This is a genomic window from Pseudomonas jinjuensis (genome assembly GCF_900103845.1).
GTDB lineage: Bacteria > Pseudomonadota > Gammaproteobacteria > Pseudomonadales > Pseudomonadaceae > Pseudomonas > Pseudomonas jinjuensis.
Genome location: NZ_FNIJ01000010.1, coordinates 181242 through 207058, shown reverse-complemented (window position 1 = coordinate 207058; position 25817 = coordinate 181242). Strand labels below are relative to the sequence as shown.

The 25817-nt window shown below is 60.7% G+C and carries 26 protein-coding genes, 1 tRNA gene and 1 pseudogene; 22 read left to right on the top strand and 6 right to left on the bottom strand.

From position 1 onward, the window contains the following. Window positions 1-88: 88 nt before the first annotated feature. Together folK and folB are read right to left on the bottom strand one after the other, a co-directional pair. The gene (gene folK / locus BLR75_RS16005) at window positions 89-625 is read right to left on the bottom strand and encodes a 2-amino-4-hydroxy-6-hydroxymethyldihydropteridine diphosphokinase (RefSeq protein WP_084314937.1); all 537 of its coding nucleotides are present in this window, start codon (window positions 623-625) and stop codon (window positions 89-91) included. Then, window positions 616-969: a dihydroneopterin aldolase gene (gene folB / locus BLR75_RS16000; protein WP_084314938.1), complete on the bottom strand. Its 354-nt coding sequence runs from the start codon at window positions 967-969 to the stop codon at window positions 616-618. The genes folK and folB overlap by 10 nt, the downstream gene beginning before the upstream one ends. 81 nt (window positions 970-1050) lie before the next feature. On the opposite strand from folB, the gene plsY reads away from it, so the two are divergent. Further along, window positions 1051-1620 (top strand): glycerol-3-phosphate 1-O-acyltransferase PlsY, encoded by a 570-nt coding sequence (plsY, locus tag BLR75_RS15995; protein ID WP_084314939.1) that lies wholly within the window; start codon window positions 1051-1053, stop codon window positions 1618-1620. A 59-nt stretch (window positions 1621-1679) separates the two neighbouring features. On the opposite strand, the gene tsaD is transcribed toward plsY, so the two are convergent. Then, on the bottom strand, window positions 1680-2705 hold the full coding sequence (gene tsaD, locus BLR75_RS15990; protein ID WP_084314940.1) for a tRNA (adenosine(37)-N6)-threonylcarbamoyltransferase complex transferase subunit TsaD: 1026 nt from the start codon (window positions 2703-2705) through the stop codon (window positions 1680-1682). Between the two features lie 204 nt (window positions 2706-2909). Between tsaD and rpsU the strand changes: the two genes are divergently transcribed. From rpsU to trbL, 14 genes and pseudogenes are all read left to right on the top strand, one after another. Next, window positions 2910-3125 carry a 30S ribosomal protein S21 gene (gene rpsU / locus BLR75_RS15985; RefSeq protein WP_003085057.1) on the top strand — a complete coding sequence of 72 codons (216 nt, stop codon included), beginning with the start codon at window positions 2910-2912 and terminating at the stop codon, window positions 3123-3125. A 190-nt stretch (window positions 3126-3315) separates the two neighbouring features. Further along, window positions 3316-5292, top strand: a complete 1977-nt coding sequence (gene dnaG, locus BLR75_RS15980; RefSeq protein WP_084314941.1) for a DNA primase — start codon at window positions 3316-3318, stop codon at window positions 5290-5292. Between the two features lie 66 nt (window positions 5293-5358). Further along, complete coding sequence (rpoD, locus tag BLR75_RS15975) at window positions 5359-7206, top strand: RNA polymerase sigma factor RpoD (protein WP_084314942.1); 1848 nt, start codon at window positions 5359-5361, stop codon at window positions 7204-7206. 121 nt (window positions 7207-7327) lie between these two features. After that, a tRNA-Ile gene (locus BLR75_RS15970) sits at window positions 7328-7404 on the top strand. 127 nt (window positions 7405-7531) lie between these two features. After that, window positions 7532-8605: a tyrosine-type recombinase/integrase gene (locus BLR75_RS15965; protein ID WP_084314943.1), complete on the top strand. Its 1074-nt coding sequence runs from the start codon at window positions 7532-7534 to the stop codon at window positions 8603-8605. A gap of 47 nt (window positions 8606-8652) precedes the next feature. Further along, window positions 8653-9049 (top strand): annotated as a pseudogene (locus BLR75_RS15960) (toxin). Beyond that, the gene (locus tag BLR75_RS15955; protein WP_027600721.1) at window positions 8994-9308 is read left to right on the top strand and encodes a helix-turn-helix domain-containing protein; all 315 of its coding nucleotides are present in this window, start codon (window positions 8994-8996) and stop codon (window positions 9306-9308) included. The pseudogene BLR75_RS15960 and the gene BLR75_RS15955 overlap by 56 nt, the downstream one beginning before the upstream one ends. Window positions 9309-9832: 524 nt before the next feature. After that, a complete protein-coding gene (locus tag BLR75_RS15950; protein ID WP_071579492.1) occupies window positions 9833-10060 on the top strand; it encodes a helix-turn-helix domain-containing protein in 228 nt (75 codons plus the stop codon). Continuing rightward, on the top strand, window positions 10060-10914 hold the full coding sequence (locus BLR75_RS15945) for a helix-turn-helix domain-containing protein (RefSeq protein ID WP_084314945.1): 855 nt from the start codon (window positions 10060-10062) through the stop codon (window positions 10912-10914). The genes BLR75_RS15950 and BLR75_RS15945 overlap by 1 nt, the downstream gene beginning before the upstream one ends. Window positions 10915-10931: 17 nt before the next feature. Next, window positions 10932-11324 (top strand): TraK family protein, encoded by a 393-nt coding sequence (locus BLR75_RS26555; RefSeq protein WP_139207036.1) that lies wholly within the window; start codon window positions 10932-10934, stop codon window positions 11322-11324. Window positions 11325-11598: 274 nt separating this feature from the next. Further along, a complete protein-coding gene (gene traJ, locus BLR75_RS15940) occupies window positions 11599-11994 on the top strand; it encodes a conjugal transfer transcriptional regulator TraJ (protein ID WP_084314946.1) in 396 nt (131 codons plus the stop codon). After that, window positions 11975-12754, top strand: coding sequence for a P-type conjugative transfer protein TrbJ (trbJ, locus tag BLR75_RS15935; protein ID WP_245726154.1), 780 nt, complete (start codon window positions 11975-11977; stop codon window positions 12752-12754). The genes traJ and trbJ overlap by 20 nt, the downstream gene beginning before the upstream one ends. A 10-nt stretch (window positions 12755-12764) precedes the next feature. Beyond that, complete coding sequence (trbK, locus tag BLR75_RS15930; RefSeq protein WP_084314948.1) at window positions 12765-13004, top strand: entry exclusion lipoprotein TrbK; 240 nt, start codon at window positions 12765-12767, stop codon at window positions 13002-13004. Between the two features lie 4 nt (window positions 13005-13008). Then, complete coding sequence (trbL, locus tag BLR75_RS15925; RefSeq protein ID WP_084314949.1) at window positions 13009-14424, top strand: P-type conjugative transfer protein TrbL; 1416 nt, start codon at window positions 13009-13011, stop codon at window positions 14422-14424. 37 nt (window positions 14425-14461) lie between these two features. Here trbL and BLR75_RS26550 read toward each other — a convergent pair whose 3' ends face one another. Then, window positions 14462-14650: a hypothetical protein gene (locus BLR75_RS26550; RefSeq protein WP_139207035.1), complete on the bottom strand. Its 189-nt coding sequence runs from the start codon at window positions 14648-14650 to the stop codon at window positions 14462-14464. A 174-nt stretch (window positions 14651-14824) separates the two neighbouring features. On the opposite strand from BLR75_RS26550, the gene BLR75_RS15920 reads away from it, so the two are divergent. The 3 genes from BLR75_RS15920 (at window position 14825) to istB (ending at window position 17515) form a co-directional block, all read left to right on the top strand. After that, window positions 14825-15010, top strand: coding sequence for a hypothetical protein (locus BLR75_RS15920; protein ID WP_084314950.1), 186 nt, complete (start codon window positions 14825-14827; stop codon window positions 15008-15010). 182 nt (window positions 15011-15192) lie between these two features. After that, a complete protein-coding gene (gene istA, locus BLR75_RS15915) occupies window positions 15193-16878 on the top strand; it encodes an IS21 family transposase (protein ID WP_084314951.1) in 1686 nt (561 codons plus the stop codon). Beyond that, window positions 16766-17515, top strand: coding sequence for an IS21-like element IS1474 family helper ATPase IstB (istB, locus tag BLR75_RS15910; RefSeq protein ID WP_139207034.1), 750 nt, complete (start codon window positions 16766-16768; stop codon window positions 17513-17515). Before istA ends, istB begins: the two co-directional genes overlap by 113 nt. A gap of 167 nt (window positions 17516-17682) precedes the next feature. On the opposite strand, the gene BLR75_RS15905 is transcribed toward istB, so the two are convergent. Then, the gene (locus BLR75_RS15905) at window positions 17683-18663 is read right to left on the bottom strand and encodes a hypothetical protein (RefSeq protein ID WP_139207033.1); all 981 of its coding nucleotides are present in this window, start codon (window positions 18661-18663) and stop codon (window positions 17683-17685) included. 141 nt (window positions 18664-18804) lie between these two features. On the opposite strand from BLR75_RS15905, the gene BLR75_RS15900 reads away from it, so the two are divergent. The 4 genes from BLR75_RS15900 to BLR75_RS15885 all read left to right on the top strand — a co-directional run bounded on the left by BLR75_RS15900 (window position 18805) and on the right by BLR75_RS15885 (window position 24812). Continuing rightward, window positions 18805-19683 (top strand): competence protein CoiA family protein, encoded by an 879-nt coding sequence (locus tag BLR75_RS15900; protein ID WP_084314954.1) that lies wholly within the window; start codon window positions 18805-18807, stop codon window positions 19681-19683. Between the two features lie 111 nt (window positions 19684-19794). Next, on the top strand, window positions 19795-23244 hold the full coding sequence (locus BLR75_RS15895) for a class I SAM-dependent DNA methyltransferase (RefSeq protein ID WP_090416097.1): 3450 nt from the start codon (window positions 19795-19797) through the stop codon (window positions 23242-23244). Window positions 23245-23262: 18 nt separating this feature from the next. Further along, complete coding sequence (locus BLR75_RS15890) at window positions 23263-24006, top strand: HipA family kinase (RefSeq protein ID WP_084314956.1); 744 nt, start codon at window positions 23263-23265, stop codon at window positions 24004-24006. Next, window positions 24003-24812: a DUF3037 domain-containing protein gene (locus BLR75_RS15885; RefSeq protein WP_084314957.1), complete on the top strand. Its 810-nt coding sequence runs from the start codon at window positions 24003-24005 to the stop codon at window positions 24810-24812. The genes BLR75_RS15890 and BLR75_RS15885 overlap by 4 nt, the downstream gene beginning before the upstream one ends. An 80-nt stretch (window positions 24813-24892) precedes the next feature. On the opposite strand, the gene BLR75_RS15880 is transcribed toward BLR75_RS15885, so the two are convergent. Next, on the bottom strand, window positions 24893-25630 hold the full coding sequence (locus BLR75_RS15880; RefSeq protein ID WP_084314958.1) for a metallophosphoesterase: 738 nt from the start codon (window positions 25628-25630) through the stop codon (window positions 24893-24895). Between the last annotated feature and the right edge of the window lie 187 nt (window positions 25631-25817).

The window sequence follows — 25817 nt, the reverse complement described above, 5'->3', positions numbered from 1 at the left end:
TAGGAGCGAGCTTGCTCGAGAACAAGAGATCACCGGCCGCTTCATCGCTGGGCGGTTCGCGAGCAAGCCTGCTCCTGCGAAAGAGCCTTCAAGCGGCCGGATGCGCCTCGATCAGCGCCGCCGGCGTCAGCTCCACGCCGCGCCACTGGAAGGGCACCGGCCAGAGCTTCTGCTCGATCCGAGCCTCAGCCCACAGCTCGGCGAAGGTCCGCTGCGCGCCGGGATGCGTTGCATCCGGCGCCAGCAATGCCAGCGGCCAGAGCACGAATGCATTCTTCAGCACCTCGGCGCGCGGCAGGGTCAGGCCATCGAACTCGCCGAACAGGTCGTCGTACAGCAGCACGTCGATATCCAGCGGCAGGCCCTTGCGCTCCGGAGCGTAGCGGCCGTTGTCCGCCTCGATGTGCTTGAGCCGCAGACCCAGCTCGCGCAGCGGCAGGCGGGTCTGGCCGGTGACCACCAGGTTGAGGAAGGGACCGCTGCGGATACCCACCGGCTCGCTCTCGAACACCGGCGAACAGCGCAGATCGTCGACGAAACCGGTCAGCGCCTCGAGGCCGGCATGCAGATGGCGCTCACGGTCGATGTTGCTGCCGAGGCCCAGGAAAACGGTGGTCAGCGACATCCGCGCTCGATCTCCACGCCAACGCCCTTCGCCGTCGGCACGGCCCCGGGCTTGGTCACCTTCAGGCGCAGCCAGCGGATGCCGAATTCCGCCATCAGCAGCGCGGCGAGGCGCTCGGCGAAGGTTTCCACCAACTGGAAATGCGCATCCCGGGCGAATTCGCCGATGCGCTGGGAGAGCACCGCATAGTCGAGCGCCCGGGCGATGTCGTCATCCGCCGCGGCGGGCTGGATGTCCCAGCCCAGGCTCAGGTCCAGGCGCAGGCACTGCCTGATGCCGCGCTCCCAGTCGTAGACGCCGATCACGGTGTCGACTTCCAGGCCCTCGATAAAAACTGTGTCCACTCGCTACGTGCTCCAAGGCAGCCACGACAACCGCGCGCCGCCCCGTTAGAATCGGAGGCTGACTCGCCCCCGGTGGAAACCATGGTCTGGTTATTGGCGATCCTCGCCTACCTGCTCGGCTCCCTGTCCTTCGCGGTTGTCCTCAGTCGCCTGTTCGGCACCGAAGACCCGCGCGCCGGCGGCTCGGGAAATCCCGGCGCCACCAACATGCTGCGCCTGGCGGGCAGGAAGCTCGCCATCCTCACCCTTGCCGGCGATCTTGCCAAGGGTTTGTTACCCGTCCTCATCGCCCGCTGGCTCGGCCTCGGCACGATGGCGGAAGCCTGGGTCGGCCTGGCTGCGGTGCTCGGCCACCTGTATCCGGTGTATTTCAACTTTCGCGGCGGCAAGGGCGTGGCCACTTCCGCCGGCATGCTGCTCGCGCTCTATCCGCCGGCGGCGCTGCTCGCCATCAGCGCCTGGCTGGTGACCTTCAGGCTGTCCCGCACCAGTTCCCTCGCCTCGCTGGTCGCCACTCCGCTGACCCTGCCGCTGCTCGCCTGGCAGCTACCCGCCGCGCTGCTGCCGATGACCCTTCTCACCGGGCTGATCGTCTGGCGCCACCGCAGCAACCTGCGCGATCTGCTCGCCGGGCGTGAACGGCATTTCTAGAACATAGTTTGCGGGAAAGCCGGAAGCGGCCGCCTGCCTGGAAACGACGCGATCCGGGTTCAGACCGCCGGCAACTGCTCCATCGGCCAGCGCGCCTGCACGGCGATCGACGGGCCGTCCTGCTGGCCGGCCAGCAGGCGCTGGCAACCCGCATAGGCGATCATCGCGCCGTTATCGGTACAGAAGCGCGGGCGGGCGTAGAACACCTGCCCCTTCATGTCGCCGAGCACCTTCTCCAGATGCGCGCGCAGCGACTGGTTGGCGCTGACGCCACCGGCGATCACCAGGCTCTTCAGATGCGTCTGCTTGAGCGCGCGCTTGCACTTGATGGTCAGCGTCTCGACCACCGCCTGCTGGAAGGCCAGAGCGATGTCGCAGCGGGTCTGCTCGCCGTCGTCGCCGGCCTCGCGGCAGCGCTGCCAGGTGTTCAGGGCGAAGGTCTTGAGGCCGCTGAAGCTGAAGTCCAGCCCCGGACGATCGGTCATCGGCCGCGGGAAGACGAAGCGCCCCGGCGTGCCGCGCTCGGCCAGCCGGGCGATCTCAGGGCCGCCCGGATAACCGAGGCCGAGCAGCTTGGCGGTCTTGTCGAAGGCTTCGCCGGCGGCATCGTCCAGCGACTCGCCGAGCAACTGGTAGCGGCCGATGCCATCCACCCGCACCAGTTGGGTGTGGCCGCCGGAAACCAGCAGGGCGACGAACGGGAACTGCGGCGGCTGTTCTTCCAGCATCGGCGCCAGCAGGTGGCCTTCCATATGATGCACGCCGACCGCCGGCACGCCCCAGGCGAACGCCATGGCCTGGGCGCAGGAGGCGCCGACCAGCAGCGCCCCGACCAGGCCGGGGCCGGCGGTATAGGCGATCGCATCGATGTCTGTGGGCGCACAGCCGGCCTCGTCCAGCACCTGGCGGATCAGCGGCAGCATGCGCTTGACGTGGTCGCGCGAGGCGAGCTCGGGCACCACGCCGCCGTAGATGCGATGCAGGTCGATCTGACTGAACAGCGCGTCGGCCAGCAGGCCTTTCTCGCTGTCGTAAAGGGCGACGCCGGTTTCGTCGCAGGAGGTTTCCAACCCCAGCACTCGCATGGGCTCGAGCCTTCCCAATCTGGTCAAAATTGAAGCCGCGCATCATAATGCCGCCCCCCAATGCCGGCCAGCGTTTTTCGATCGAAGGCTTTGCATTCCTCCGCCCGAAACGTTAATATCCGCAACCCTTGAAAACCGCCGTCTCTGCAGGCACCTGCCCGGAGCGCGATAAATCCCCGGTAATCATTGATAGGTACGACCTGGATGCCCGCCGTCAAAGTTAAAGAGAACGAACCCTTCGACGTAGCCCTGCGTCGTTTCAAGCGCTCCTGCGAAAAAGCAGGTGTACTGGCTGAAGTCCGTAGCCGCGAGTTCTACGAAAAGCCCACCGCTGAGCGCAAGCGCAAGGCTGCTGCCGCTGTCAAGCGTCACGCCAAGAAAGTGCAGCGCGAACAGCGCCGTCGCGAGCGTCTGTACTGAGTTTCGATACTCGGCCAAACGCCTCCGCATCGCCCGGCCCACTCGCCGGGCGAGTGCTTGAAAAAGCACGCCAGACTCCGATTCGCCACGGCGACAATCGGAGTTTTTGCTTTCATGCCTCCATGAAATCCAGCGCGCTCCCGCGACACGGGGAAGCCTGCCTGGGTCCATTCCGCCCCCGGAACGCACTATGGCCGGCCTGATCCCGCAATCCTTCATCGATGACCTGCTCAACCGCACCGATATTCTCGATGTGGTGAGTTCGCGCATCCAGCTGAAGAAGACCGGCAAGAACTACAGCGCCTGCTGCCCGTTCCACAAGGAAAAGACCCCCTCCTTCACCGTCAGCCCGGACAAGCAGTTCTACTACTGCTTCGGCTGCGGCGCCGGCGGCAATGCCCTTGGCTTCATCATGGACCACGACAACCTGGAGTTTCCCCAGGCCGTCGAGGAACTGGCCAAGCGCGCCGGCATGGACATCCCGCGCGAGGAAGGCCGCCGCGGCAGCAAGCCGCGCCAGCCGACCGATTCGCCGCTCTACCCGCTGCTCGCCGCCGCCGCCGATTACTATCGCCAGGCGCTGAAGAGCCATCCGGCGCGCAGGGCGGCGGTCGACTACCTCAAGGGCCGCGGCCTGACCGGCCAGATCGCCCGCGACTTCGGCCTCGGCTTCGCCCCGCCGGGCTGGGACAACCTGCTCAAGCACCTCGGCGGCGACAACCTGCAGCTCAAGACCATGCTCGACGCCGGCCTGCTGGTGGAAAATCCCGACAGCGGCAAACGCTACGACCGTTTCCGCGACCGCGTGATCTTCCCCATCCGCGACAGCCGCGGGCGGGTGATCGCCTTCGGCGGCCGGGTGCTCGGCGACGACAAGCCGAAGTACCTGAACTCCCCGGAAACCCCGGTATTCCACAAGGGCCAGGAACTCTACGGCCTGTTCGAGGCGCGCAAGAACAACCGCGACCTCGATGAGATCATGGTCGTAGAAGGCTACATGGACGTGATCGCCCTGGCGCAACAGGGCATCCGCAATGCCGTGGCGACTCTCGGCACCGCCACCAGCGAAGAGCACATCAAGCGCCTGTTCCGCCTGGTGCCGAACATCCTGTTCTGCTTCGACGGCGACCAGGCCGGCCGCAATGCCGCCTGGCGCGCACTGGAATCGGCGCTGCCGAACCTGCAGGACGGGCGCAAGGTGCGCTTCCTGTTCCTCCCCGAAGGCGAGGATCCGGACAGCCTGGTCCGCGCCGAAGGCCCCGACGCCTTCCGCGCCCGCCTGTCGCACCAGGCACTGCCACTGGCCGAATACTTCTTTCAGCAACTGCAGGAGGAAGCCGACCCCAGCACACTGGAAGGCAAGGCGCACCTCGCCACCCTCGCCGGCCCGCTGCTGGAGAAGATTCCCGGCAACAACCTGCGCCTGCTGATGCGCCAGCGCCTGGCGGAAATCACCGGGCTGAACAGCGAGATGCTCGGCCAGCTGAGCGCGCCGCGGCAGAACAACGGCCACGGCCCGTCCATCGACGATCACGGGTTCGACTATTCCGGCTATGAGGCGGGGTACGCGGAATCCGACGGCGGACATGCCCGGGATGTGCCTGCCTACCTCGACAGCTCGTCCGATTCAGGTGGGCAGCACAAGGAGCGCAAACCCTGGAAGGGCGACAGGAAATGGAACAGGAAAGGCGGCCGCGGCGACTTCACGCCGCGCCAGCCGCGCACCGCGGTCAGCGTGGAAACCCCGACCCTGACCGCCCTGCGCACCCTTCTGCACCATCCCGAGCTGGCGCAGAAGGTCGATGAAGCCGGCAATTTCGCCGATGAAGAACACACTTACGCACAGCTTCTGGTCGCCCTGCTGGACTCCCTGCAGAAAGCCCCGAAGCAGAATTCGATGCAGCTCATCGCGCGCTGGCACGGCACCGAACAGGGCCGCCTGCTGCGCGCACTGGCGGAAAAGGAGTGGCTGATTTCAGCGGACAACCTTGAACAACAGTTTTTCGACACTATAACTAGGTTAGCGGCCAGCCAACGCGAACGCAGCCTCGAACAACTGTTGCGCAAGGCTCGTCAAAGCGAGCTCAGCGCGGAAGAGAAAGAACGCCTGCGCGACCTTCTCAGCCGCCCCGCTACCCCCGTCGCCCCGACCTCATCTGGCGCTTGAGGTCGTCTCTCAGCTATAATGGTCAGCTTGTATTTGCCCGCCAAGACCGTCAGTGGATAGGGTGTTATGTCCGGAAAAGCGCAACAGCAATCTCGTTTGAAAGAACTGATCAGCCGTGGTCGTGAGCAGGGATACCTGACTTACGCGGAAGTCAACGACCACCTTCCGGAGGATATCTCCGATCCGGAACAGGTAGAAGACATTATCCGCATGATCAACGACATGGGGATCAACGTATTCGAGACTGCCCCGGATGCGGATGCCCTGTTGTTGGCGGAAACCGATACCGACGAAGCCGCCGCAGAAGAAGCCGCTGCCGCCCTGGCCGCGGTGGAGAGCGATGTCGGCCGCACGACCGACCCGGTGCGCATGTACATGCGCGAGATGGGTACCGTGGAACTGCTGACCCGCGAAGGCGAGATCGAAATCGCCAAGCGCATCGAGGAAGGCATCCGCGAAGTCATGAGCGCCATCGCCCAGTTCCCTGGCGCGGTGGACAGCATCCTCGACGAATACAACCGCATCGTGGCCGAAGGCGGCCGCCTGTCCGACGTTCTCAGCGGCTACATCGATCCGGACGACGGCTCGGTTCCGGCCGAGGAAGTCGAACTCGACCTCAAGGACAACGCCGCCGAGTCCAAGGACAAGGACGACGAGGAAGAAGAGGAAGAAAGCGACGACAGCGAAGACGAAGGCGATGGCGGTCCGGACCCGGAAGAAGCCGCTCGCCGCTTCGGCGCTGTTTCCGAGCAGCTGGAAAAAGCCAAGAAGGCGCTGAAGAAGCATGGCCGCGGCAGCAAGCAGGCCAGCGAAGAGCTGGTCGCCCTGGCCGAGCTGTTCATGCCGATCAAGCTGGTGCCCAAGCAGTTCGACGCCCTGGTCGCCCGCGTGCGTGACGCCCTGGACCAGGTTCGCCGCCAGGAACGCGCCATCATGCAGCTGTGCGTGCGTGATGCCCGCATGCCGCGCGCTGACTTCCTGCGCCAGTTCCCCGGCAACGAAACCAATGAGTCCTGGGTCGACAGCGTCCTCAAGAACAAGCCGAAATACGCCGAAGCGCTGGAGCGCGTGAAGGCCGACGTGCAGCGCAACCAGCAGAAGATGGCGGCGCTGGAAAGCGACGTCGACCTGAAGGTCGCCGAGATCAAGGACGTCAACCGCTCCATGTCGATCGGCGAGGCCAAGGCCCGTCGCGCGAAGAAGGAGATGGTCGAGGCGAACCTGCGCCTGGTGATCTCCATCGCCAAGAAGTACACCAACCGCGGCCTGCAGTTCCTCGACCTGATCCAGGAAGGCAACATCGGCCTGATGAAGGCGGTGGACAAGTTCGAATACCGCCGCGGCTACAAGTTCTCGACCTACGCCACCTGGTGGATTCGCCAGGCGATCACCCGCTCGATCGCCGACCAGGCGCGCACCATCCGTATCCCGGTGCACATGATCGAGACGATCAACAAGCTCAACCGTATCTCCCGCCAGATGCTGCAGGAGATGGGCCGCGAACCGACCCCGGAAGAGCTGGGCGAACGCATGGACATGCCGGAAGACAAGATCCGCAAGGTCCTGAAGATCGCCAAGGAACCGATCTCCATGGAAACGCCGATCGGTGACGACGAAGACTCGCACCTGGGCGACTTCATCGAGGACTCCACCATGCAGTCGCCGATCGAAGTGGCGACCAGCGAGAGCCTCAAGGAAGCCACCCGCGAAGTCCTCGCCGGCCTCACCGCACGGGAAGCCAAGGTGCTGCGCATGCGCTTCGGCATCGACATGAACACCGACCACACCCTCGAGGAAGTCGGCAAGCAGTTCGACGTGACCCGCGAGCGTATCCGCCAGATCGAAGCCAAGGCGCTGCGCAAGCTGCGCCACCCGTCGCGAAGCGAGCACCTGCGCTCCTTCCTCGACGAGTGATGAACAACCCCCGGCCAGTCCGGGGGTTTTCTTTTGCGCCTTCCGCACAGCCCGGTCCTCACCTCAGGGTATGAGATTGGCGCTTCCCCGAACGCATCGGTATAATCCGCCGACCCTCTGAGGGCCTATAGCTCAGTCGGTTAGAGCAGAGGACTCATAATCCTTTGGTCCACGGTTCGAGTCCGTGTGGGCCCACCACCTTCAAAGCCGCGCATTGCGCGGCTTTAAGCCTTATAAGGTTGTGGCATCTGGATCAGTCCTATGGTCCAAAGGTACAAAATCGGTACAGTGCTGGTACGCCAGCCTGCCTTTGGAGTCCTTTCAGATGGCCACAATCGTTAAAACCCCTGCCGGCACATGGAAGGCCGTAGTCCGAAAAACGGGCTGGCCGACCAACACCAAAACCTTCCGCACCAAGCGCGACGCCGAAGACTGGGCACGCCGCACCGAAGACGAGATGGTGCGTGGCGTATACATCCAGCGCAGCGGCTCCGAGCGCCTGACGCTGGAAAAGGCACTTGAGCGCTATCTGGCCGAGGTGACGCCGAGCAAGAAGCCAACCACGCGCAAAGCTGAAGCCACCAAAGCCAAGCAGCTGATCCAGCACCTGGGCAAATACTCCCTCGCCGCCCTCTCTGCCGAGGTCATCGCCAACTACCGCGACACCCGACTCGGCACCCTGAGCAAACGCGGCGCGCCCACCAGCAACAATACCGTGCGGCTTGAGCTGGCCCTCCTCAGCCACCTCTACACGGTGGCAATCCAAGAATGGGGCCTGGGGCTGACCTTCAATCCTGTACTGAATATCCGCAAGCCCAGCCCGGGTGACGGCCGCGACCGCAGACTCACCGCCGACGAGGAAAGACGCCTGCTCGCCGCTGTGAACAACCACAGCAACCCCATGCTGGCTTGGATCGTCCGCATCGCCCTGGAAACGGGCATGCGCTCCTCGGAGATCACGGGCCTACGCTGCCACCAGGTCGACCTGAAAAAGCGCGTGGTGCGCCTCGCAGACACCAAGAACGACAGCGCCCGAACTGTCCCCCTCACCAAACTGGCCACCGAAGCCTTTAAGGCCGCCCTGGATAACCCTGTGCGCCCCAAGGATTGCAACTTGGTGTTCTTTGGCGAACCGGGAAAGGACGAGAAACGTCGCCCCTATGCCTTCACCAAGACCTGGGGATTGCTGAAGAAGAAACTCGGCATGCCCGACCTGCGCTTCCACGATCTGCGTCATGAGGCTGTCAGCCGGCTGGTCGAGGGCGGCCTATCCGACCAGGAGGTATCGGCCATTAGCGGACATAAGTCGATGCAGATGCTCAAGCGCTACACCCACCTGCGGGCCGAGGACCTCGTCGGCAAGCTGGACAAGCTGAAACGCCAGCGCAAGGCGCCTTGACGGTGCCTTAAACGCACCACAAACTATACGCAGATAACGTACAGACAATGAAAGCACTATTTGTCGAACTACCGCCCTTTGAGCGCCATCGAGCGGACTACCTGGACGATGAGGCCTTTCGCAGCTTCCAGCGCCTGCTGATGAAGAAACCGGAAGCCGGCGACGTGATCCAGGGAACCGGCGGCCTACGAAAGATTCGCTTCGCCGACGAGCGACGACAGAAAGGCAAGCGCGGTGGCATCCGAGTCATCTACTACTGGTGGCTGGGTGGCGCGCAGTTCTGGCTGTTTACCCTGTATGGGAAGGACGTCCAGGACGACCTGAACGAGCAGCAGAAGAAATTACTCAAGCAGCTGCTGCAAGCAGAAATTGATGCGAGGACGACACCATGAAACGAGACATCTTTGCCGAGCTGGTCGAGGGCTTCGAGGCTTTGGAGGATGAACGCCAAGGCAAGGTGACTCTGCGCTCGCACAAAGTCCAATTACCCGAACTGTGCGAAGTCAGCTCCGAGGAGCTGGTGGAAATCCGCCAGAAGCTGAACATGTCACGCCCGGTTTTCGCCATGTACCTGCGCACCAACCCACGCACCTTGGAGAACTGGGAGCAAGGCCGGGCCAAGCCAAACGCCCAGGCGACTACGCTGATTCGTCTGGTGCAAAAGTATCCTGAAACTGTCGAGCACCTTGCAGCCCTTGGCTAACCTTCCAAAGCTACTCATCTACCAGCAGCTCTTCGAGCTTATTAGCCGCCTCCAAACCTCGTCGATCTAAATCAGCCCCGCCGATCCTGGCAAAACTACAGCAGCAGAACTGAACAGCACCCGCGACAACCGCCCATAATAATAAGAATAATAATATTATTCTTATTATTACCCTCTGAATCATACACTAAAAAGTCCAAGCAGACCTCACGCAGATAAAAAACCACAACCACCCCACCTCCCAGCCACTTATCAAAATTTAGCAGCTAAATTTTTGAAGCACGCCCATTAACTGCCCCAACACATCAAACAAATCGATAACCAGGCGCTGTCGGCCGCGCGCCCAGGCGCGCAAATCAGAAAAATTAGGACATATCGTCCTAACTTATCCCCCGGATCTTCATGAGGACAGCCATAGTTTAGATAAACCATTGATTAGCAATACAAAATCTAGATGACGTATTGATCTAATCAAAATTGCACTCAAAATAGTCTCACACACGCAAACCTTCGTGAGACAAACCATGACAACCGAAGAATTAATACTAAGCCGCTATAACGGCGCCCCACTGCTATCACTTGAGCAGCTCGCCGAGCTATTGCATCGCAGCAAGCAAGGACTACGAATCAGCTTATGCAGCAACAATGATCTTTCTCGCAAGATCCTCCCTTGCAGGGTAAAAATCGGGCGCCGCGTTTACTTTAAAACCGCAGAAGTAGCCAGGCTGATCGATACATTCGGGCAAAGCTAATGAGCATCAAAGCAATGAACTGGGCATGGGAGCAGCAGCTTCCACCTGTGCCGAAGTTGACGCTCCTGGCTCTTGCAGACAACGCCGACGATCACGGTTATTGCTGGCCCAAGATGCGGACAATTGCCACTAAGTGCTGCACTTCAGAACGCACCATCCAGAGAACCATAAAGTCTCTTCTGGGGACCGGCCTGCTGCACAAAGCAGCTCGATTCGATGGGTCAGGAAGGCAAGTATCCAATAGCTACACGCTCGCGCTTTCCTACCCCGACAAATTGTCACCCCCCTCCCAACAGCGAGGCGGCAACAACAGGGAGGGCGTCGCTAGCGTCACCCCGGGCACGACAGAGTTATGTCATGGGGGGAGTGACGCAGCTATGTCACCCCTAGAACCACCACATGAACCATCAAAAGAATCATCAACACCGGGCCTGGCAAAAATTACGCAGCTCAAGGCCGAAGAGCGCCTAAAGCTCGCACGATTGATCTCCGAAGTGCCCACGGACCAACAGGAAGCGATTACCGCGCTTCTGGTGGACGCGCTGACCAAGGGAGCAATCCAAACCTCCCCGTCACGCTGGCTGAAAGCCGTCATTCGCCGCAAAGGATATCAATCGACGGCGCAGGCGGTGCCGGAGCTATCAGAAGCGGCGTATGTCGAGCGCCTGATCCAAGGCGGTATCGCAGCGGAAGACGCTCTGCAAATTGCCAGGCAGACCTTCAGCCATCGGATCACAACAAAGCATGCAGCGACTAAAGCGGCCCCCATCCCTCAAGGGTCAATGAAAACGGGGTGGAAACATCGCGCTACTGCGGGCCTGGGCAAAGCAACCGAGAAAAACGCTGCTCATTGACACTTGAGGGACGGAGCATGAGCGAGATCGACATTCACCCAAGCACAGCCGAGAAGCCAGCTGGCCAGACACTCTCACAAAGAATTGCAGCCCGGATTCAGAGAAAACCTGATGCCAGCATTACATCTCGCAACCGCAGCACCTTTCTCAGCCTGAGAAGCGAAATCCAGCTGGCCTACACAGACGGCTGGTCGCTGTTGTCCATCTGGAAAACGCTGCACGATGAAGGGCGTGTTTCCTTCACATACCAAGCCTTCCGGCGATACGCACATCAGCTGCTCGACCTATCAGTGCCGGAAAACGGCAGTCAGCAGCAGAGCAGGAAAGCACCTGTGCCCCGGCCGCATCCCAAAGCTGCTGCAGGCGCCTCTGCGTTCAAGGCAAAGCCCGCCAAGGAGCCACTGCCATGAACAAAAAACCCCGCGCAGTCGTTCAAGTATCAACGGAACCGTTCAATTCCCGTTCTCCTGGCGTTAACCCATCGCTGAACGGCAGAGAGGCGATCCGTTGGCGACTACAGGCGGCCTTTAATCGGCATGAAATGCCGGGCAAGACAGGTGAAGTAGGCCCACCCGCAAGCGGATCGGCCTTCTTCACTTCCCCCACATTCGCGCTACGCGCTCAAGGGGGTGTCTTGCTCTGCGAGGCGCCAGCTACCGCTAGCAGAAACGAGAAGCCAAGAGCATGAAAAAAGTTCAAAGCGAAGCGACGAGAAAAAGCAGTCCCCCCATCAAGGTGTACTGCCTTCCAGACGAGAAGGCTCACATAGGGGCCGGCGCTAGGAATGCAGGAAAAACGGCGTCTTCCTATTTGCTCGCACTGGGGATGGGGTACGAGGTCGAAAGCGTCATTGACGCTTATTTGGTCGGGGAGCTGGTGAAGATAAATGCCGACCAGGGGCGCTTGGGGGGACTGCTGAAAATGTGGCTGACCAATGACGAGCGCTTCGCTGGCTTCGAGGAGGCACAGATGCGCCGAACCATTGGGGTGGTGCTGTCAAAAATCGAGGAAACGCAGCAGGCGTTATTGCAACTAGCCATGAAAGTGTATGGAGACGATGATGAAAATTTTAGCGGCTAAAAATCCTTGGCTTCTGGCCTGCATCGCCAGCTCGCTCATAAGCCTAAACGCCAATGCCGGTATCCCCGTCATCGACGGCGGCAATCTCACCCAGAACGTGCTGACTGCCATGGAAAGCGTGGCGCAGACACTGAAGCAGATCGAGCAGTACCAGACCCAGCTGCAGCAATACGAAAACATGCTGCAGAACACGGCGGCGCCCTCGGTCTACATCTGGGACCAGGCCAGCCAGACGATAGACAGGCTGCGTACTGCCATCGACACCCTGGACTACTACAAGCGCAGCCTGGGCAGCATCGACGGCTACCTCGGCAAGTTCCAGGACGTTGCCTACTACCGAGCCTCCCCTTGCTTCTCCAGCGCCGGCTGCAGCGAGGCCGAGTGGGCGGCGCTGGACGAGAATCGGCGCCTTGCCTCCGAGTCGCAGAAGAGGGCCAACGATGCGCTGTTTCGCGGCCTGGATCAGCAGCAGGCTGCGCTGCAACACGACGCCACTACGCTGCAGCAACTGCAACGCCAGGCACAAGGCGCTACCGGCCAGATGCAGGCCATCGGCTACGCCAACCAACTGGCCAGCCAGCAAGCCAATCAGCTACTTCAGATTCGCGGCCTGCTGGTCGCCCAGCAAAACGCCATTGCCACACGCATGCAGGCCGAGGCCGACCTGGAGGCCAAGCAGCAAGCCGCCCACGCCGCCTCGACCGAGGGGCGCATAGCGCCCACCCAGGCCCCCAAAAACTGGTTGGACATGAACCGCTAAGGAGAGCCCCATGAAAAAACTAACCCCGCTGATACTCACCCTTCTGGCGCTTGCCGGATGCGATGACCAGCCAAACACGCAAGCCATACCCGAAGTCAGCGATACCAACTGCACCCTGGAGGTGATCAACCAGATCAAGGACAGGACGGCCCGGGCAGAGTTTGCCGGCCAGTGCTCCAGACGCTCGGGCGCCATCCAGCCCACCGAGCAACCGAAGAACTGGCTCGAACTGAACAGTTCGCAGGAGTGACCGTATGAAAACGCTCAAGAACACCAGCCTGATCAGCTGCTGTCTGCTGCTAGCCCTCTACTCCGGTGGTGCCGCAGCCCAGCTCACCAATCAGGGCATGCTGGATCAGGTCATTACCGAGTTCAGCAGCCGTGCGTCCACCTGGCAGGCGGTCATCCTCAATGCCGCGTCCTGGTTGTTCTGGACGCTGGGCACCATATCTCTGGCCTGGACATTAGGCATGATGGCCCTGCGCAAGGCCGACCTAGCCGAGTTCTTTGCCGAGTTCTGCCGTTTCATTCTGTTCTTCGGCTTCTACCTGTGGCTACTCAGGAACGGGCCGGAGTTTGCGACCTCAATCATTCGGTCGCTGCAGAGGCTGGGCGAACAGGCATCCGGCATAACCTCGGTCACGCCATCCGGCATCGTGGATATTGGATTCATGCTGTGGAGGCAGACACTCGCCGCGCTTTCGGCCTGGAGTCCAGTAGATAGTCTGGTTGGTTTAGTGCTGAGCCTGATGATTCTGTTCATGTTGGCGCTCATCGCGATCAACATGCTCATCATGTTGGTGTCCGGCTGGTTGCTGATCTATGCCGGCATCTTCTTCCTGGGCTTCGGCGGCTCACGCTGGACTTCCGACATGGCCATCAATTACTACAAGACCGTCCTGGGTGTGGCCGTCCAACTGTTTGCCATGGTGCTTCTGGTTGGCATTGGTAGCGACCTGCTCACTAGTTTCTACGCCAAGATGACCAAAGGCACCCTCAATTTCGAGGAGCTGGGCGTCATGCTGATTTTCTGCCTCTGCCTGCTGCTCCTGACCAACAAGGTGCCCCCCATGCTCGCCAGCATCATCACAGGAAGCAGTACGGGTGCGGGGGGCATTGGCAACTTCGGGGCCGGCGCAGCGGTCGGCGCGGCTATGGGAGCAGCAGGCATGGCGTCTGCAGCCATGAGTATGGCAGGCGCCACTGCCATGGCCGGAGCGCAGAACATGGCCGGGGGCATTTCAGCCATCAAGGCAGCCGTTGAGAAGGCACAAAGCTCAATTGAGAGCAGCAGCATGCCTAACTTCAATGGCAGCATGCAGCAGAGCGAAGGTGGCATGCCTTCCGACTCCGAAAGCAGCAGCCCGCTTGCCGTCGCCATGGGCAATCCCGAACGCGGCTCACTACAACAAGCTGCCAGAGTCGCTGCACGCACCACCGCCGAACTCGCCAAAGGCGCAGGGGCAGTGATCGAGGAGAAAGCCGCCAAGCTTGGCAGCGACTTTATGGAGCGAGCCCAGCAGACTCTTGGCGGCCAGATGGCAGCAGCCATTCGGAGCCAGGAAGACGATCAATCCAACAGCATCGGACCCGGTGGTGGCACAGGCGATACCCCGGCCGATGAAATCGCCGCGTTCGTTAATCGCGGCAGCCGTGACGAGAAATTTTAGCCGCTAAAATCTAGGTAGCCCCGTACAGGGGCTACCGCTATGTCACTGGAACAGATTTCCAGCGAGAGAAGTCCAGCGCAGCAATCTCTGCCGCAATCTCCTCCTCAGTCGGCAGCTCTGCATCACCCAGGCCAAACCGCTTGTTTTCGCGAATCGCGTTGGCTACTGCAGTTTTCCCCAGGGCATAACGCTCCAAGACAGCTTCAAGCTCATCTCGACTCGGCATAGCGGCACCTCTCAGATCGTGGCCAAAATTTTAGCAGCTAAAGTGCCCTTCCCTTTTTAGCCGCTAAAATTCTCTTTGCTGCCCGGCAAAATGCCAAAAAGCTTACGCAGCCAGGATATTAGCCGCAGGCTCGTTAACGTCACGAGAGAGCCGGACAACTAGATAGAGGCCACAATGAACAACGCTGATTATGAACCAGCCTTTCTGGACGATGATGGCCCGAGCAAAGACCTGCTCACGTTTATTTCCACCACCAACGCGCGTGAGCTATTTGGCTTGAAAGAGGGCGAAACCGTACTGGATGCGATGGCTAGGTGCGGATTTCGGAGCATCGTGACCGGCTGTTTCGGTAGATCGTGACCGGTCATTTCGCTAACGCGTGACCGCTCATTTCGGTAGCAACGTGACCGATTTTCCGCCTGCTCCGAAACAGGCGGTCACGGCTTACCGAAATCGCCGGTCACGGCTTAGCGAAAGCCTTCTCCTTCGTTGCGCATGACCTGACGCGACCGTCACCCTCGCCCGATTTCGGGAGACGAGGGATGGCGGCGCCGCGAGTAGCCATGCGAAACATCAAAGAATGTCTGCGCCTCAAGCTCGAGGCCGGTTTATCCCACGAGAAGATCGCCCGCGCCTTGCAGCTGTCCAAGGGCGTGGTCAGCAAATACGTCACGGCGGCGCGCGTGGCCGGGCTGGACTGGCCGACGTTGGCGGCCATGGATGAGGCCGCGCTGGCAGCCGCCTTGTTTGCGCCGGTGCCGTCGGGAAGGACTCGCGGTGAGCGGGTGCTGCCGGACGTGCTGAGCATCCACCGCGAGCTGCGGCGCAAGGGCGTGACCTTGCAGCTGCTGTGGGAGGAGTATCTCGCCGCGCATGCGGGGCAGCCGACCTACCGCTACACCCAGTTCGTCGAGCACTACCGGCGTTACGCCCAGACGCTCAAACGTTCGATGCGCCAGCTGCACCGGGCGGGCGAGAAGCTGTTCATCGACTATGCCGGGCCGACGCTGCCGGTGGTCGATCCGGCCAGCGGCGAAGTCCGCCGGGCGCATATCTTCGTCGCGGCCTTGGGCGCCTCGAATTACACCTATGCCTGCGCGACGCCGGGCGAAACCCAGGTGGACTGGCTGACGTCGCTGAGTCAGGCGCTGACCTACTTCGGTGGCGTGCCGGAGATGGTGGTGCCGGACAATCCGCGCGCTCTAGTCGCGCTGCCGGATCGTTACGAACCGGGCCTGAACCGGGCGGCGCTGGAGTGCGCCCGCCATTACGACACCGTGATGCTGCCGGCGCGGCCACGCAAACCCCAGGACAAGGCCAAGGCCGAGGTGGCGGTGCAGGTGGTCGAGCGCTGGATCATGGCGCGGTTGCGCCATCGGCAGTTCTTCAGCCTGCATGCGCTCAACCAGGCCATCGCCGAACTGCTGGAGGATCTGAATCGACTCCCGTTCAAGCGCCTCGACGGCTGCCGGCGCGACTGGTTCGAGCGCCTGGATCGCCCGGCCTTGCGAGCGTTGCCGGCGCAGCCCTACGAGGTGGCCAGCTTCAAGCGCTGCAAGGTCAGCATCGATTACCACGTCGAGGTCAATGGCAGCTTCTACAGCGTGCCCTCGGCCCTGGCCCGGCAGAGCGTCGACGTGCGGCTGACGGCGCACACCCTGGAAGTGCTGCATGGCAACCGACGGGTGGCCAGCCATGTGCTGCTGGGCCGTCGCGGCGCCTACAGCACCCAGCGCGAACACATGCCCGCCGCGCACCAGGCCCATCGTGAGTGGACACCGCAACGCCTGCTCGACTGGGGCGAGCGAATCGGCCCCTGCACGCGCCAACTGATTGATCACCAGCTGACCCACAAACCGCACCCGGAGATGGGCTATCGCGCCTGTCTCGGCTTGCTCTCGCTGGCCCGCCGCTACGGCAATGCACGGCTGGAAGCCGCCGCCGAGCGGGCCGTCCAACTGCGCGCCTTCACCGGGCGCAGCGTGCGCAACCTGCTCCAGCAAGGCCTGGATCGGCAGCCGCTGCCCAAGCGCGCGGCCGAAACGGCCTTGCCCGAGCACCACGAAAACGTCCGTGGTGCTGACTACTACCAACCCCCGCAACAGGAGCTGTTCGATGATGCCGCAACACACTCTCAATCAACTGCACCAGCTACGCCTGGACGGCATGGCCCGCGCGCTGGAAGAGCAATGGACGCTGCCAGCCAGCCACAGCCTGGGCTTCGATGAACGCCTCGGCCTGCTGCTCGACCGCGAACTGGCCTGGCGTGACAACCAGCGCCTGGTGCGACTGCGCAAGAAGGCCAAGCTCAAGTACGCCAACGCCTGCCTGGAAGATCTCGACCGCCGCCCCGGCCGCGCCCTGGACGAGCGCCTGATCGCCAGCCTGGCCAGCGGCGACTGGATCCGCCAGCAGCACAACCTGCTGCTGACCGGGCCGACCGGTGCCGGCAAGACCTGGCTGGCCTGCGCTCTGGGCAACCAGGCCTGCCGCCAGGGCTACAACACCCTGTATCTGCGCACCCCGCGCCTGCTGGAGCAACTGCGTATCGCCCACGGCGACGGCAGCTTCGGCCGCACCCTGCAACAGCTGGCCAAGGTCGACGTCCTGGCGCTGGACGACTGGGCGCTGGCCCCGCTGGAGGAAGGGGCTCGGCATGACCTGCTGGAGGTGATCGACGACCGCGCCGGCAACCGCTCCACCATCCTGACCAGTCAACTGCCCCTCGAACACTGGCATGGCTGGATCAACGACCCGACCCTGGCCGACGCCATACTCGACCGCCTGGTGCACAACGCCTACCGGCTGACGATGAAGGGTGAGTCACTGCGCCGGAAAAAAGCCGAGGAACAAACCGCATCGTGACCGATGCGATTACAATCCAGAACCCGCGCAACCGGGGTGGAAGCACCGGTCACGTATTAGCGAAACGCTCGGTCATGTTCACCGAAATCCGCAGCTAGGAACACATCAGCCAAGGCAGCCAGCAATGCTGCTGTTAATACACAGAAGCCAATTTGCCAAACATCGGATCAGCTCAAAGGCGGCCCGATGTAACTCCCTGAAAGCCTCGCCCGGTCAAAACTGAACACGTGTGCATGGGGGCTTTCACCGCATCGCCCAACAAGAGGCATCAGATGATCCGGCCTGCCCTCTGCCAGTAAAACCCGGCCACCACAGAATGGGCATTCACTGGAAAAGCGCACGAACCTTGTCCAAGGCCTCTTCGCCTCGTCGCGATACATTTCGAGCTCAGCAGAATCTTCCTTGAACGCAAGCAAAACTGCCGGCGCCTTCACCACTCGATTTTCCACCAGCTCAACCCACGGCTGATGAAGCCCGCGCCATATGCACCAAGCCAGGAAGCTCACCAAAAAACTACTGGCGAGCTGACGGAGCGTGAGGGCCTGGTCAAGCGCAGAAAGGCTCCATATTGATGCCAAGACCCACAGCAGCAGTGCCCCCATGCCCAGCAGCACAGTGATAAACATCATCAAGCCACGCCAGCTTCGGTTTTCAAGAACACCCTTGCGGAAAATAAGCCGCAAACACAATGCCGGCTGAACTTCGCCATTCTCCGTACGGGTGTAGATGATCTGACTATGCGGTTGCCCTTTCGACTCCCCGTCACCAGTGGATTCGAACGGTTGTGTTGCGAGCCAGAAAATTCGCTGGTTACCTGCGCCCCCCTTCTTTTCACTGCTGGCGATTACGGGCAGATGCTTTAAACCCATTTGCTCCGCACGCTGCCGAATCGAATTCATCCGCGCGTCCAGAAATATTTCTAGCGCATCGCTTGCCAGCCAACGCGCCGGATCACGCCCCGCTGTTCTAGCTTTTGGATCGCATATTGCTAACAAGGTCGCACGATCAAAGGTCTGCGGGTCCTGATTGCCTTTTTCCAATGCGTTAATACTGGCGTCCAGCAATATCCGGATCACCTTATAGGGCTTTAACTCAGGGGCTGGCGACTGCCGCAGCTCTTCATCCAGACAACGCATTACTTCCAGCACAACTCCTCCCAAAGCCCCGAAAACAAAGGGGCCCAAGCACTTCCATGAACCCTCCCGAACCCTTCACGTAGGGTTCGGGGGAGGTTTCAACCTGCCCGAATCATGACTCTTGAAGCCGTCTTCACACCAGAGGCTTACCCCATGAGCATGTTCGTTGCACTCGATCCAAACGGCCAGCTGATCACCATTGAAAACGCCATACGTGGTCTTGCGTGCAATTGCACCTGCGCATGCTGCGGTGAGCCGGTAGTCGCTCGCAAAGGCCTAATCCGTGAGCATCACTTCTCTCACCACTCGAACAAAGAAAGCTGCTTCATCCAGCGCGAAAGCCTGCTGCACCTGTACGCCAAACAAGTCATCCGCAACAAGCTCGGTCTGCAACTGCCCCCAATGCCTGGCACTTGCTCAGAGAGCGAAGACCAAACCAGCTGGTGGGATTTCGAAGGGGTGGATGAAGAAGTCCCACAACCAGGATTCCAACCTGACCTGGTCGCCCACCTGAGAGATGGCAGCCAGCTATTCATCGAAATCGCAGTCACCTCGTTTATTGACGAGGAAAAGCTGGAGCGGATCAAAACCGTCGGCATTAATACCGTCGAAATTGACCTCAGCGAACTGCTGTTCAACAAGCAGCCTGTACCCTCGGAAGAGGTCGCAGCCCATATCCTGAAGCAGACGCATAACAAATCGTGGATCTATCCAGAACCACCACGACAGCCATTGCCATACGCAATGGATTGGCAATCCATTCTGGCAAAGCCGCTTGTGGCTAAGCCTCAAGCGAAATGCCTTGAGCATCGATTCACGATTATGGGTATGTGGGTGTCTGCCCGGGAACTGCCTACAGGCTCAATTGCCGTGCGCTCCTGGTCATTCAACCCGCAGATCACCGAACTGCTTAAATCCTGGCGTAACGAGCTGGGCGGTGAATACAACCCCAAATTCAAGAACTGGATCTACTACCCGCGAAGTCGCGAAGAAGTGCTGAATCGCCTCAAGCAGTTGGATGAAGCTCCCTGAGTAAAAAGGCATCGCAAAATGCGTTCAACTACGCAGCTTTGCGATGCCATACCCCTGACCTGACCTCTCCGTTAGAATCCAAGCCTTTCTCGCAGTCGGAGCAATGCCGTGATGGAACACCTGGACACCTTCCTGGCCCGCTGGCAAAAGGCTGGAGGTACTGAGCGCGCCAACTACCAGTTGTTCCTCACCGAACTGTGCAGTCTGCTGGGCTTGCCACTGCCGGAGCCGGCCGGCGACGACACTCGAGACAACGCCTACGTATTCGAGCGCCGCGTAGTCATCAACCAGCCAGACGGCAGCAGCAACAACGGCTTCATCGACCTCTACAAGCGCAGCAGCTTTGTGCTGGAGGCCAAGCAAACCGGCAAGCCCCTGGACAGCTCCGGCTGGGACAAGGCCATGCTCAAGGCCCACAACCAGGCCGACCAGTACGCCCGGGCTCTGCCTGCCGAGGAAGGCCGTCCGCCGTTCATCCTCGTAGTGGACGTGGGCCGCAACATCGAGCTGTACGCCGAATTCAGCCGCTCCGGCGCCACTTACACGCCCTACCCGGATGCCCGCAACCACCGCATCCGCCTGGAAGACCTGCGCAAGGAAGATGTTCGCGAACGCTTGCGCGCCGTCTGGCTTGATCCGCTCTCGCTCGACCCTTCGCGCCGCTCGGCCCGCGTCACCCGCGAAATCGCCGATCAACTGGCCAAACTGGCCAAGTCGCTAGAAGCCGATGGTCATCCGCCACAACTGGTCGCCAGCTTCCTGATGCGCGCCCTGTTCACCATGTTCGCCGAGGACGTGGGCCTGCTCCCCGAGCGCGGCTTTACCGAGCTGCTACAACGCCTGAAGAACAAGCCGGACACCTTCGCGCCGATGCTCGAAAACCTCTGGCAAACCATGAACAGCGGCGGCTTCTCGCCGATCCTGGAAAGCACCCTGCTCAAGTTCAACGGCGGCCTGTTCGCCGAAGCCCAGGCTATAGCTCTCGACCGCGACCAGATGGAGCTGCTGCTCAAGGCCTCCGAGGCCGATTGGCGCTATGTCGAACCGGCGATCTTCGGCACCCTGCTGGAACGCGCGCTCAACCCCCGCGAGCGACACAAGCTCGGCGCCCACTACACGCCCCGCGCTTATGTCGAGCGCCTGGTACTGCCCACCGTCATCGAGCCGCTGCGCGCCGAGTGGAAGGAAGTGCAGGTTGCCGCGCTCACCTATGAAGGCCAGGGCAAGCACAAGGAAGCCGTCGCCGAGATCCGCGCCTTCCACCGCCATCTGTGCGACGTGCGCGTACTCGATCCAGCCTGCGGCAGTGGCAACTTCCTTTACGTCACCCTGGAGCACATGAAGCGCCTCGAAGGCGAAGTGCTCAACCTGCTGCACGACTTGGGCGAATCCCAGGGTCTGCTGGAACTGGAAGGCGTCACCGTGGACCCGCACCAGTTCCTCGGCCTGGAAATCAACCCGCGCGCCGCCCGCATCGCCGAAATGGTGCTGTGGATCGGCTACCTGCAATGGCACTTTCGCACCCACGGCAAGGTCAACCCGCCCGAGCCGGTACTGCGCGACTTCCACAATATCGAACACCGCGATGCACTGATTGCCTACGACGCCGTCGAGCTGCTGCGTGACGAAGCCGGCAAGCCCATCACTCGCTGGGATGGCATTACCACCAAAACCAGCCCGATTACCGGCGAACAGGTGCCGGATGAATCGGCGCAAGTAGAACAATACATCTACCGCAACCCGCAAAAGGCCGAGTGGCCACAGACAGACTATATCGTCGGGAACCCTCCGTTTATTGGTGCATCGACAATGCGTCGCGCCCTAGGTGATGGCTATGTCGATGCTGTGCGTAGCACCTGGCCTGAGGTTCCGGAGTCGGCAGACTTCGTCATGCACTGGTGGTATATCGCAGCCGAAGCGGTGCGCGCTGGCAATGCAAAGCGCTTTGGATTTATCACTACCAACAGTATCAAGCAGACCTTCAACCGCCGCGTGATCGAAGCCCAGCTCGGCGCGAAGAATCCGCTAGCGCTGACTTTTGCCATTCCCGACCATCCGTGGGTGGACGCAGCGGACGGTGCGGCGGTGCGCATTGCAATGACCGTCGGCGCGAACGAGGCCGAAGAGGGCCGTTTGCTGACCTCAATCGATGAGCGTGAAACCGACAGTGATGAGCGCCATGTCACATTGGCGGAAAAGCGTGGCGTCCTACACGCGGACTTGCGCACAGGAGCTAACGTGGCCGCCGCCGCGACGCTTGAAGCCAATCGAGGTGTCAGTGTGAGAGGTTTGGTGCTGATGGGGGCCGGATTCGTTGTTGACGAGCATCAGGCAGAAAAGCTCGGCCTGGGTCATGCCGCCGGGGCCGAGAAGGTCATTCGCCCCTACAGAAATGGCAAGGACATCACGGATAAACCACGCGGAGTATTTGTACTCGATGCATATGGCCTATCACGGGATCAACTTCGGGAGCTTCATCCCGCCGTGTATCAATGGCTGTTTGAGCGCGTAAAACCAGAGCGTGACCTGAACCCTCGCCCGGGTCGCCGTGAGAACTGGTGGTTGTTCGGAGAACCCAATCCACGCTTGCGCGAGAGTCTCACTGGATTGTCACGGTTTATTGTGACTTCCATGACTGCAAAACATCGAGTTTTTCAATTTCTCGAGGAGGGAATTCTTCCTGATCAAGGGCTGGTCTCCATTGCCCTGCAGGGTGCGAAATCTCTAGGTGTTCTGTCGTCCCGCGTGCATGCCTTGTGGGCACAGGCTACGGGCGGCCGCCTCGGAGTCGGCAACGATCCTCGCTACAATAACTCGCGCTGCTTCGAAACATTCCCCTTCCCCGATACTAATCCAGAACAACAGGCACAGATCCGCGATCTAGCCGAACGCCTGGACGCCCACCGCAAACGCCAGCAAGGACAGCACCCCGAGCTGACCCTAACCGGCATGTACAACGTGCTGGAAAAGCTGCGCGCCGGCGAACCGCTGAGTGCCAAAGACAAGACCATCCACGAACAAGGTCTGGTATCCCTGCTGCGCGAGCTGCATGACGAACTGGATCGCGCGGTCTTCACTGCCTATGGTTGGGATGATCTGGCCGAGCAGCTGGCGGGCAAGCCCGGCGCGACCACGCCGCTGCCGGACAAACCAGAAGCGCAGGCCGAAGCCGAAGAAGAATTGCTCTGCCGCCTGGTGGCGCTCAACAGCGAGCGTGCCGCCGAGGAAGCCCGTGGCCATATCCGCTGGCTGCGCCCCGAGTACCAGAACCCGAGCGCCGCCGTCGCGCCGGAGCAACGCGAAGCCGAGCTGGACGACACAACGGATTTCGAATCCGCCCCTGCCGCCGCAGCCGTCACCGGCAAGCTCACCTGGCCCAAGCAAATGCGCGAACAGGTCGCTGCCGTGCGCCACGCACTCAGCCAAAGCCCACTGCCCGCCGACGCCCTCGCCGCCCAGTTCAAACGCTCGCCCAAGGTCGCCGTTCAGGCCGTACTGGATGCCCTGGAAGAGCTAGGCATGGTGCAGCAAGACGCAGACCAGTATCGTCTGGCCAGCTGATGCATAAGGGAGCGGGCAATGGCCGAGGGTAATTACATAGAAGCGGTGGAGATCATCCGGCGGCTGGAGGGCGGCATGACACGTCCTTTCCTATGCCGAGCCAGCAACGGCAAACACTATGTGGCCAAGGGCTTGGAGCTACCGCCCGCAGAACGTATTGCCGAGCTGCTTTGCGCCCGCCTGGCCGCTGACTTTGGCTTACCAATCCCAGAGCACGGCTATATCTATATTGACCCCGCCCTGCTGCGCTACAACCCAGAAGCACGCAGCGACCTGGGGCCTGGCGACAGCTTCGCCCTGGCCTATGTCGCAGACGCTGCAGATCTGCTCTATTCGCAAGCACTGCAGGTTCCTATCGACCTGCAAAAAGCCGTTTTCACCTTTGATTACTGGGTTGGTAACGGTGATCGTCAGTTAGGGCCGCTGGGCGGCCGCCCCAATCTGCTGATGTGCAGCACAGACAATCAGCTGCAGCTGATCGACCACAACCAGGCGTTTCACTGGCCGCAGGATGCCCAAGAGTTTGCTGAAAGCCATGTGTTTGGCCCAAGCAATCGTGCATGGCGCCTGGATCTGGTCGACAAAGTTGAATACAGCCAGCGGATGCACGACACTGCCGAACGCTTTCGTGACCTATGCTCAGACATACCCGATGAATGGTGTGAATCTATCGGCAAACAGGGACTCGACATTCTGCTCGAAGAAATCGAAAGTAACCTGATGCGCTGCAATTCGGACGAGTTCTGGAGCGTCCTGCAATGAAATACGCCTGTCTTTACAGCATCGTGCGCTTCGCGCCTTTTGCCGAAACCGAAGAATTTGCCAATGTCGGCATCGTTCTCTCGGCCCCGGCTATCGGGCGCATGGAGTACAGGCTCGCCCGTAAAAACCTAAAACGGGTCAATCATTTCTTCGAGTGCAACAATCTGTTCGCCAAGGCCATGGAAATAGCCCAGAACGAGCTGGATGCTGTGCGAGCGATGACGGCAGAAGCACAAGAGAGCCAAATCGTTAACCACTTCCGCTTCCTGACCGAGCCCAAGGAGTCGCTGATTCGCTTCAGCCCCATGCGCTCGATTCTGGTGGAAAACTTTGACGCGACCCTTGATGAGCTGTTTGGCCGCTATATCGACCGCCAAGGCATGGCACGTGATCGTCGCGAGGAAGTCATGGTGCGTGAAATTCGCACCCTGTTCACGGAAGCTTCTATCCGTAGCTTCCGCGATGACACCCTGACCGGTGATCTCACCAAGCTGCATCTACCTCTGGTTCACCGCAATGAAGTCGTTGCCGCCATCAAGCCTTTAGCTTTTGACCAGGCGGAACCAAGCGCAATCCTCGACCACTGCGATCAGTGGCTGATGAAGTTCGTGCGTGCAGAGCGGGAAGGGGTTATTCAGCTGAAAAACGTGCTCATACCTGTTGCTGCCCCGGCAGAGAACGATTCGCCCCGCCACCGCAAAGCGGTGCAGATAGCCAAGGACAGCATCCAGGAACGCGGCCTGCAGCTGGTCGACTATCAGGCCACCCAGAAAATCGCTGCCTTCGCGCAGAGCTACGTTCAATAGCCTCAAGCAGCTTTCCTGCTTAGCACAAGGCCCGGTAAGTCCGGGGCCTTGTGCTTTTGTTCTTGCGTTACACCAGCGAGCTATACATCGATGATCAAATCCGGGCGAAAGCCAGTCTCTTCACCCGGATACCCCCTTGGGTTGCAGACCACACGCGTACCTGCCACGTCATAGTCGACGGCAGTGTGTGAATGTCCATGAACCCACAGCGCCATCTGCTCGGCCCCCATAAGGCCTTCCCAGCGGTTGGCATACGCAGCATCCATATGCGTGCCGGCATGTGGGTTGCCCTGGAGAGAGCGCAGCGTCGGCGCATGATGAGTGATCACCACTGTTGGCCCGTCAAACGGTTCCGATAACTTCATGCGCAGCCAGTCTTTCGTCTGCACTGACTGGGCAACCAAATCAGCGGGCCGAATGCGCCTGTAGCTTTCAGTTCGAATCTGCCGGAAGTCGTTCAGCGCATTCTGGGCACTCATGCACGCCATAGGTGGGTTTCCAGTAGCGGAGAAATCCGTCCACATGGTTGCCCCCAGAAACCGCACCCCGGCCAGGATCACTTCATCCCGATCCAACACCCGAACGCGGCCATCCTGCGCCGCCCTTAGTTTCTGCAGGGTGTGCGTCAGGTGCCCGCCGTAAAACTCGTGATTACCTGGAACGTACAGCACCGGCCCAGAGAAGGATTTCTTGGCCCACTCAACAGCGCGTGCTTTGACATCGATGTCGCCCGCCAGAATCACCACATCACATTCCAGAGGCTTCGGCTCAAAGGGGCTGAATTCGTTGTGCAGGTCGGACAGCAGGTGGATACGCATCGTCATTTCTCAGTGGTTTAGCCAGGCCGAGCGGCGAGCCCTACCAGGTGCATAACCACATATACCGGCCCGCAAGCTGGCGAACAATCAGCAGCTATCGCCCGATCTAGAGGCCTCATTGAATACTTTCGTTCATTTACGCTTACTTTCGGTAATATCCGATTAACTGAGAATTGCTGAAGGTTAA

Coding starts and splice junctions, on each gene's coding strand:
- BLR75_RS15965 (WP_084314943.1), top strand. CDS start 7,532: ATGGCCACAATCGTTAAAACCCCTGCCGGCACATGGAAGGCCGTAGTC.
- BLR75_RS15955 (WP_027600721.1), top strand. CDS start 8,994: ATGAAACGAGACATCTTTGCCGAGCTGGTCGAGGGCTTCGAGGCTTTG.
- BLR75_RS15880 (WP_084314958.1), bottom strand. CDS start 25,630: ATGCGTATCCACCTGCTGTCCGACCTGCACAACGAATTCAGCCCCTTT.
- folK (WP_084314937.1), bottom strand. CDS start 625: ATGTCGCTGACCACCGTTTTCCTGGGCCTCGGCAGCAACATCGACCGT.
- plsY (WP_084314939.1), top strand. CDS start 1,051: ATGGTCTGGTTATTGGCGATCCTCGCCTACCTGCTCGGCTCCCTGTCC.
- rpsU (WP_003085057.1), top strand. CDS start 2,910: ATGCCCGCCGTCAAAGTTAAAGAGAACGAACCCTTCGACGTAGCCCTG.
- istB (WP_139207034.1), top strand. CDS start 16,766: ATGATGCCGCAACACACTCTCAATCAACTGCACCAGCTACGCCTGGAC.
- BLR75_RS15945 (WP_084314945.1), top strand. CDS start 10,060: ATGAGCATCAAAGCAATGAACTGGGCATGGGAGCAGCAGCTTCCACCT.
- tsaD (WP_084314940.1), bottom strand. CDS start 2,705: ATGCGAGTGCTGGGGTTGGAAACCTCCTGCGACGAAACCGGCGTCGCC.
- BLR75_RS26550 (WP_139207035.1), bottom strand. CDS start 14,650: ATGCCGAGTCGAGATGAGCTTGAAGCTGTCTTGGAGCGTTATGCCCTG.
- trbJ (WP_245726154.1), top strand. CDS start 11,975: ATGAAAATTTTAGCGGCTAAAAATCCTTGGCTTCTGGCCTGCATCGCC.
- trbL (WP_084314949.1), top strand. CDS start 13,009: ATGAAAACGCTCAAGAACACCAGCCTGATCAGCTGCTGTCTGCTGCTA.
- BLR75_RS15920 (WP_084314950.1), top strand. CDS start 14,825: ATGAACAACGCTGATTATGAACCAGCCTTTCTGGACGATGATGGCCCG.
- BLR75_RS15890 (WP_084314956.1), top strand. CDS start 23,263: ATGGCCGAGGGTAATTACATAGAAGCGGTGGAGATCATCCGGCGGCTG.
- dnaG (WP_084314941.1), top strand. CDS start 3,316: ATGGCCGGCCTGATCCCGCAATCCTTCATCGATGACCTGCTCAACCGC.
- trbK (WP_084314948.1), top strand. CDS start 12,765: ATGAAAAAACTAACCCCGCTGATACTCACCCTTCTGGCGCTTGCCGGA.
- BLR75_RS15900 (WP_084314954.1), top strand. CDS start 18,805: ATGAGCATGTTCGTTGCACTCGATCCAAACGGCCAGCTGATCACCATT.
- BLR75_RS15885 (WP_084314957.1), top strand. CDS start 24,003: ATGAAATACGCCTGTCTTTACAGCATCGTGCGCTTCGCGCCTTTTGCC.
- BLR75_RS15950 (WP_071579492.1), top strand. CDS start 9,833: ATGACAACCGAAGAATTAATACTAAGCCGCTATAACGGCGCCCCACTG.
- traJ (WP_084314946.1), top strand. CDS start 11,599: ATGAAAAAAGTTCAAAGCGAAGCGACGAGAAAAAGCAGTCCCCCCATC.
- istA (WP_084314951.1), top strand. CDS start 15,193: ATGGCGGCGCCGCGAGTAGCCATGCGAAACATCAAAGAATGTCTGCGC.
- rpoD (WP_084314942.1), top strand. CDS start 5,359: ATGTCCGGAAAAGCGCAACAGCAATCTCGTTTGAAAGAACTGATCAGC.
- BLR75_RS15895 (WP_090416097.1), top strand. CDS start 19,795: ATGGAACACCTGGACACCTTCCTGGCCCGCTGGCAAAAGGCTGGAGGT.
- BLR75_RS26555 (WP_139207036.1), top strand. CDS start 10,932: ATGAGCGAGATCGACATTCACCCAAGCACAGCCGAGAAGCCAGCTGGC.